This is a genomic window from Aeromonas enteropelogenes, from assembly GCF_000819845.1.
In the GTDB taxonomy this organism is placed as follows: Bacteria; Pseudomonadota; Gammaproteobacteria; order Enterobacterales; family Aeromonadaceae; genus Aeromonas; species Aeromonas enteropelogenes.
Genome location: NZ_CDCG01000004.1, coordinates 242,836 through 250,341 on the forward strand (window position 1 = coordinate 242,836; position 7,506 = coordinate 250,341).

The window sequence follows — 7,506 nt, forward strand, 5'->3', positions numbered from 1 at the left end:
GCGCCATTCTACACATAAGCGCCGCGACGGGGGAGGCCGGCTTGGATTGCCCCCGGTTGCGGGCGACAGGATCGGGATCGCATAATGTGCCTCTTCAATGAGCAGGAGATCCGCCATGACACTGGATGCAGAGATTGAGCACCTGGCCATCGAGTTGGGACAGGCCCTCGGCCAGCGCGGCTGGCTGGCGGCGACTGCCGAGTCCTGCACCGGCGGCGGGGTAGCGAGCGCCATCACCGACATCGCGGGCAGCTCCGGCTGGTTTGATCGCGGCTTTGTCACCTACACAAACGAGGCCAAGCAGCAGATGCTGGGGGTGAGCGACGAGAGCCTGGAGCAGCACGGCGCCGTGAGCGAGGCGGTGGTGCTGGAGATGGCCCGCGGCGCCCTGGCCCACTCGGCGGCTTCCATCAGTGTGGCCATCAGCGGCATCGCCGGCCCCGGTGGCGCTACCGAGGGCAAACCGGTGGGCACCGTCTGGTTTGCCTGGGCCGACTGCAACGGCCGCCACCACTCCCTGCTGGCCCGCTTCGATGGCGACCGTCGTCAGGTGCGTCAGCAGGCGGTGAGACAGGCCTTGTCGGGTCTGTTGGCCCTGCTCAGATAAATTGGGCTTGATACTGTATGAATAGACAGTATACTTAGCCCAACTTCACTTCTTACTCACGATTTCCAGCGGAGATTGGCATGGATCAGAACAAACAGAAGGCACTGGCGGCTGCGCTGGGTCAGATCGAAAAGCAGTTTGGCAAAGGCTCCATCATGCGTCTGGGCGACAGCAAGACCATGGACATCGAAGCCATTTCTACCGGTTCTCTCTCCCTGGACGTGGCGCTGGGGATTGGTGGTCTGCCGTGCGGTCGTATCGTCGAGATCTACGGCCCGGAATCTTCCGGTAAAACCACCCTCACCCTGCAGGTGATCGCGGAAGCCCAGAAGAAGGGCAAGACCTGTGCCTTCGTCGATGCGGAGCACGCACTCGACCCCATCTATGCCGCCAAACTGGGCGTCAACGTCGATGACCTGTTGATCTCCCAGCCGGATACCGGCGAACAGGCGCTCGAGATCTGCGACATGCTGGTGCGCTCCAACGCCGTTGACGTCATTATCGTCGACTCCGTGGCCGCCCTGACCCCGAAAGCGGAAATCGAGGGCGAGATGGGTGACTCCCACGTCGGCCTGCAGGCTCGTCTGATGTCCCAGGCGCTGCGTAAATTGACCGCCAACATCAAGAACGCCAATTGCCTGTGCATCTTCATCAACCAGATCCGGATGAAGATTGGTGTCATGTTCGGCAGCCCGGAGACCACGACCGGTGGTAACGCACTGAAGTTCTACGCCTCCGTGCGTCTGGATATTCGTCGTACCGGCGCCATCAAGGAAGGGGATGAAGTGGTCGGCAACGAGACCCGCGTCAAGGTAGTGAAGAACAAGGTGGCTCCTCCCTTCAAACAGGCCGAATTCCAGATCTTCTACGGTGCCGGCATCTCCAAAGAGGGCGAGCTGGTGGATCTGGGCGTCAAGCACAAGCTGATCGACAAGGCCGGTGCCTGGTACAGCTACAACGGCGAGAAGATCGGTCAGGGCAAGGCCAACGTGATGAAGCTGTTTGCCGAGAACAAGGCCATGGCAGCCGAAGTGGAGGCCAAGCTGCGCGAGCTGCTGCTCTCCGGCGTGGTTCCTGCCGATGACAAGGCGGTCACCGCGGAAGAAGACGAGTTCGACGTCGAAAGCGAACAAGAGTTCGAATAACGAGTAACAGGAAGGCCGGGTCGATACCCGGCCTTGTCATTTATGGTTGATGAATCCACTACCGAACCCGCACAGCCCAGCTTCGAAGAGCAGCTGGCGGCCGCCCGCAACTTCGCCATGCGCAGTCTTGCCCGCCGCGAGAGTGCCGAATCCGAACTGGCCAATCGACTGCGCCAGCAGGGGTTCAGCCAGGAGGTGATCGAAGCGGTCGTCGACTACTGCCGTGGCTACAACTGGGTCAATGACGAGCGTTATGGCGCCATGGCGGTGCGAGCCGGTGCTGCCAAGGGGCACGGGCCCATCAAGATCCGCTTCGACCTGCGACGCAAGGGGCTGGACGACAGCCAGATCGACGCTGCCTTCGAGCAACCCGAACTGGACTGGTTCGAACTGGCTTTCGAGCTGCTGGAGCGGCGCGCCAGAGTCGCCGATCTGGCCGATTTCAAGCTACGCATGAAGTGGCTCAAGTATCTGCTGGGGCGAGGCTTTACTCAGGATCAGGCTCGTTATGCCCTCTCTGCCTTGCAGGAGCGGGAGGAATAGGGACGCGGTGCAGGCTGGCGAGATAACAAGATGTCGGTGACGATAACTGCCAGTTCGTCTCCTGCGCTGACCATAGGGCCGCGTGGCCCCTGAGCCTGTCAATTCCCTTTAACCGGCTCCTTCTCGCCAGCTTCCCTTCGTCTGACGACTCACCGGGACTCGCTCCTTGATCGCGGCTCAGCAGCTTTTTCCTGTTTGTTCAGTGGCTTGGCTACGGATGATGAAGCGGGTCCGGTTTTGTCGCATCCTGCGGTTATTTTCCGCTGCTTTTGGCGCGATCCGTGGCCGGAAAAGCGTGCATTTGCCTCCCTTTTCTTCACCCACCCGTTTATGCGTGCTTTTTCGCCCGTGACGGGCCGGTACGTTTTACTTTACCCCGCAGAAAACTTACATTAATGCGGTTAAAAGTCCGTATTCGAATCAAGCAGGATTTTCCATGTATATGTCCACGTCTGAGATACGCACCGCGTTTCTCGAGTATTTCCGTTCCCAGGGGCACCAGGTTGTCTCCTCCAGCTCGCTGGTACCGCATAACGACCCGACCCTGTTGTTTACCAACGCGGGTATGAACCAGTTCAAGGATGTCTTCCTTGGCGCAGACAAGCGTGCCTACAACCGCGCAACCACCTCCCAGCGTTGCGTGCGTGCCGGTGGTAAGCACAACGATCTGGAAAACGTCGGCTATACCGCTCGTCACCACACCTTCTTCGAGATGCTGGGCAACTTCAGTTTTGGCGACTACTTCAAGCAGGATGCCATCAAGTTCGCCTGGGGTTTCCTGACCGAGGTGTTGCAACTGCCGAAAGAGCGCCTGCTGGTGACCGTCTACGCGACTGACGATGAAGCCTTCGACATCTGGGAAAAGGAAGTTGGCGTGCCGGCCGATCGCATCGTGCGCATCGGTGACAACAAGGGAGCGCCGTACGCTTCCGACAACTTCTGGGCCATGGGCGATACCGGCCCGTGCGGTCCCTGCACCGAGATCTTCTATGATCACGGCGATCACATCTGGGGTGGCCGTCCCGGTTCTCCGGAAGAGGATGGCGACCGCTTCATCGAGATCTGGAACGTGGTGTTCATGCAGTTCAACCGTCAGGCCGACGGCACCATGGAACCGCTGCCCCGTCCGTCCGTGGACACCGGCATGGGTCTTGAGCGTATCTCCGCCATCATGCAGGGTGTGCACTCCAACTACGAGATCGACATCTTCCAGGCGCTGATCAAGAAGGCGGCCGAGATTGTCGGCACCACCGATCTCAGCAACCAGTCCCTGCGCGTCATCGCCGACCACATCCGCTCCTGCGCCTTCCTGGTCGCCGACGGCGTCATGCCCTCCAACGAGGGTCGTGGCTATGTGCTGCGTCGCATCATCCGTCGCGCCGTGCGCCACGGTCGCAAGCTGGGCGCCACCGATGTCTTCTTCTACAAGCTGGCTGCCGAGCTGGCGGTGCAGATGAAAGATGTGGCCGAAGAGCTGATCGCCCAGCTGCCGCTGGTCGAGCGCGTGCTGCGCATCGAAGAAGAACAGTTCGTCCGCACCCTAGACCGCGGTCTGCTGCTGCTGGAAGATGCCCTGGCCAACCTGGGTGACGCCAAGGTCATTCCGGGCGAGGTGGTGTTCAAGCTGTACGACACCTACGGCTTCCCGGCTGACCTGACTGCCGACGTGGTGCGCGAGCGCGAGATCGGCATCGACGAGGAAGGCTTCAACGCCGAGATGGAGAAGCAGCGTGCCCGTGCCAAAGAGGCCTCCAGCTTCGGTGTGAACTACAACGAGATGCTCAAGCTCGACTTCGAGACCCCGTTCACCGGTTACAAGACTCTGAGCGAGCAGACTCGCGTGATCGGCATCTACAAGGGCACCGAAGAGGTGAATGCGCTGATCGCCGGTGACGAAGCCGTCATCGTGCTGGAGCAGACTCCCTTCTACGCCGAGTCCGGTGGCCAGATCGGCGACACCGGTACCCTCAAGGTGGACGACGGCATCTTTGCCGTGACCGACACCATGAAGGCGGGCAAGGCCATCATCCACAAAGGCTACATGGAGCTGGGTACCCTGGAGAAGGGCGCTGAGGTGGAAGCCGTGGTGGATGGCGACCGTCGTCAGGCCGTGGCCCTGAACCACTCAGTGACTCACCTGCTGCACGCTGCCCTGCGTCAGGCACTCGGTGATCACGTGACCCAGAAGGGCTCCCTGGTGGGCGCCGAGCGCATGCGTTTCGACTTCTCCCACTTCGAAGGCCTGACCATGGCGACCATTCGCCGGATCGAGGAGCTGGTCAACGCCCAGATCCGTGCCAACCATGAAGTCAGCACCCAGGTCATGGGTCTGGAAGCCGCCAAGGCGGCCGGTGCCATGGCGCTGTTCGGCGAGAAGTATGAGGACGACGTGCGCGTGGTGCGCATGGGCGACTACTCCACCGAGCTGTGTGGTGGTACCCACGCCAAGCGCACCGGTGACATCGGTTTCTTCAAGATCATCGCCGAGAGCGGTATCGCCGCCGGTGTGCGTCGTATCGAAGCGGTGACCGGCAAGGCCGCCATCGACTACATGCACCAGCTGGGTGAGCAGATCGAAGAGACTGCGGCCCTCATCAAGGGTGACCAGTTCTCCCTGGCGGACAAGGTGCGTCAGGTGCTGGACAAGGCCAAGATGATGGAGCGTGAGCTGGAGCAGCTCAAGGCCAAGCTGGCTGCCCAGGCCGGAAACGATTTGCTGAGCCAGGTCATCGAGATCAAGGGGCAGAAGGTGCTGGTTGCAGCGCTGGAAGGGGCCGATCCCAAGTCCCTGCGCGGCATGCTGGACGAGCTGAAGAACCAGATGAAATCCGGTGTCGTACTGCTGGCAACCAGCAGCGATGACAAGGTCAACCTGATCGCCGGTGTCACCAACGACCTGACCGGCAAGGTCAAGGCCGGTGAACTGGTCAATCTGGTAGCCCAGCAGGTGGGCGGCAAGGGCGGTGGTCGTCCGGACATGGCTCAGGCGGGTGGTACCCAGCCAGAGGCCGTACCGGCAGCGCTGCAATCCGTTCACTCTTGGCTGGAAGAGCGCCTGTAATAGGGCGAGGTGATCTGTGGCACTCTATGTACAGAAGTACGGCGGCACCTCGGTCGGCACATTGGAGCGGATCGAGGCGGTCGCTGAGCGGGTTCAGCAGACCCGCGCCCAGGGACACGATGTGGTGGTGGTGGTCTCCGCCATGTCGGGCGAAACCAACCGGTTGCTGGGCATGGCCCAGCAGCTGGATCCTGATGCCAACCGGCGCGAGATGGACGTGCTCGTCTCCACCGGTGAGCAGGTCACCATAGCGCTGTTGGCGATCGCGTTGAACAAACGCGGTTGTCATGCGGTCTCAATGACCGGTGATCAGGTACGCATTCACACCGATTCCGCCTATGGCAAGGCGCGCATCACCCATATCGATACCGAGCTGGTTCAGGCAGAACTGGCGGCGGGCAAGGTAGTGGTGATCGCCGGTTTTCAGGGCCGTGATGAGCACAACGCCATCACTACTCTGGGCCGGGGCGGCTCGGACACCACGGCAGTTGCCGTGGCGGCGGCCATCGAGGCCGATGAGTGCCAGATCTTTACCGATGTTGATGGGGTGTACACCACGGATCCGCGCATCGAGCCCAAGGCTCGTCGTCTCGATACCATCACCTTCGAGGAGATGCTGGAGATGGCCAGCCTGGGGGCCAAGGTGCTGCAGATCCGTTCGGTGGAGTTTGCGGGCAAATACCGCGTCCCGCTGCGGGTACTGTCGAGCTTTATCGATGGAGAGGGAACCTTAATCACATATGGAGGTGAGAGGATGGAAGCTCCCCTGGTATCCGGGATCGCTTTTAACCGCAACGAGGCCAGCCTGACTATTCTGGGTGTGCCTGACAAACCGACCGTGGCCGCGCAGATCCTGAATCCGATCAGCGATGCCAACATTGATGTCGACATGATTGTGCAAAACACCCTGGGTGATGGCACCGCCGACTTCACCTTTACGGTGAATCGGGATGATTACCGCCGTGCCCGCGCACTGCTTGAGGAAACGGCCAGCGAGCTGGGCGCCTCCTGTGTGCAGGGAAATGGCGAGATCGCCAAGGTTTCCATTGTCGGTGTCGGCATGTGGAACCACCCCGGTGTTGCCCGCACCATGTTCAAGGTATTGGGCGAGGAGGGGATCAACATGCAGCTGATTTCCACCTCTGAAATCAAAATCTCTGTGGTGATTGACGAGAAGTATCTGGAGCTGGCGGTGCGAGCCCTGCACGCCGCTTTCGGGTTGGATCAAGCGCCCCAAGAGCAGCCCCTGGGCTAACAATCTCTGATTGATTTAGTTTCAACCATTTACCATATCGGTATCTTTGTTAGATAATGTCGCATATCGATATAAAAACAAAACAGGATACAGGAGCAAGCGAATGCTTATTTTGACTCGTCGTGTAGGGGAAACCCTGATGATTGGTGACGAAGTGACTGTCACCGTACTGGGCGTTAAAGGCAACCAGGTTCGTATCGGCGTGAACGCACCGAAAGAAGTTTCCGTGCACCGCGAAGAGATTTATCAGCGTATCCAGGCTGAGAAGGTTCCGGGCCAGCCGAACTTCTAAGCCGGATTCCAGGCAGTGACAAGGCGACACCTCATGTGTCGCCTTTTGTTTTTTTATGGCCCGTGAAATCGGCTGCACGGCGTAAAACAACGGGATAAGTGTCGATATTGCTTGAATATTCCACGCTTTGACCAAATGCTGAGCGAACGCTCTTTTTTCTCCAAAAAAGTGTTTGACTAAAAATCCCTGTGAAGTATTATCAGCCCCGCAAACGGAGAGGTGGCCGAGAGGCTGAAGGCGCTCCCCTGCTAAGGGAGTATGCGGCTTATACCCGCATCGGGGGTTCGAATCCCCCCTTCTCCGCCATTTGCGCCCGTAGCTCAGCTGGATAGAGTACCTGGCTACGAACCAGGTGGTCAGAGGTTCGAATCCTCTCGGGCGCACCATATTAGACTCTCGGAGTCATGTGTTGACCATCAGCAAGTCGGCACTAGAAGAAGGCTTACTGTTGAGTAAGCTTTTTTTATCGTTTTAAAACAGGGCGCCCGTAGCTCAGCTGGATAGAGTACCTGGCTACGAACCAGGTGGTCAGAGGTTCGAATCCTCTCGGGCGCACCATTTTAAAGCAGTACAAAGATTTATGAGCGCCCGTAGCTCAGCTGG

6 protein-coding genes and 3 tRNA genes are annotated in these 7,506 nt (G+C 59.4%); all 9 read left to right on the plus strand.

Annotated features, from left to right (window positions below; translation table 11 throughout):
• Nucleotides 1-115: 115 nt before the first annotated feature.
• Nucleotides 116-607 (plus strand): nicotinamide-nucleotide amidase, encoded by a 492-nt coding sequence (gene pncC, locus BN1123_RS02390; RefSeq protein WP_042025148.1) that lies wholly within the window; start codon nucleotides 116-118, stop codon nucleotides 605-607.
• 80 nt (nucleotides 608-687) lie between these two features.
• A complete protein-coding gene (gene recA / locus BN1123_RS02395) occupies nucleotides 688-1,752 on the plus strand; it encodes a recombinase RecA (protein ID WP_042025149.1) in 1,065 nt (354 codons plus the stop codon).
• A gap of 42 nt (nucleotides 1,753-1,794) precedes the next feature.
• Nucleotides 1,795-2,295 carry a regulatory protein RecX gene (locus BN1123_RS02400; RefSeq protein ID WP_042025150.1) on the plus strand — a complete coding sequence of 167 codons (501 nt, stop codon included), beginning with the start codon at nucleotides 1,795-1,797 and terminating at the stop codon, nucleotides 2,293-2,295.
• A 436-nt stretch (nucleotides 2,296-2,731) separates the two neighbouring features.
• The gene (gene alaS, locus BN1123_RS02405) at nucleotides 2,732-5,356 is read left to right on the plus strand and encodes an alanine--tRNA ligase (RefSeq protein WP_042025151.1); all 2,625 of its coding nucleotides are present in this window, start codon (nucleotides 2,732-2,734) and stop codon (nucleotides 5,354-5,356) included.
• A gap of 16 nt (nucleotides 5,357-5,372) precedes the next feature.
• Complete coding sequence (locus BN1123_RS02410; RefSeq protein WP_042025152.1) at nucleotides 5,373-6,611, plus strand: aspartate kinase; 1,239 nt, start codon at nucleotides 5,373-5,375, stop codon at nucleotides 6,609-6,611.
• A 103-nt stretch (nucleotides 6,612-6,714) separates the two neighbouring features.
• Entirely contained in the window at nucleotides 6,715-6,903 is a 189-nt protein-coding gene (gene csrA / locus BN1123_RS02415; protein WP_026456466.1) for a carbon storage regulator CsrA, read from the plus strand.
• Nucleotides 6,904-7,116: 213 nt separating this feature from the next.
• A tRNA-Ser gene (locus BN1123_RS02420) sits at nucleotides 7,117-7,209 on the plus strand.
• Between the two features lie 3 nt (nucleotides 7,210-7,212).
• Nucleotides 7,213-7,289, plus strand: a tRNA-Arg gene (locus BN1123_RS02425).
• Nucleotides 7,290-7,384: 95 nt separating this feature from the next.
• Nucleotides 7,385-7,461 (plus strand) — tRNA-Arg (locus BN1123_RS02430).
• The last annotated feature ends 45 nt before the right edge of the window (nucleotides 7,462-7,506 follow it).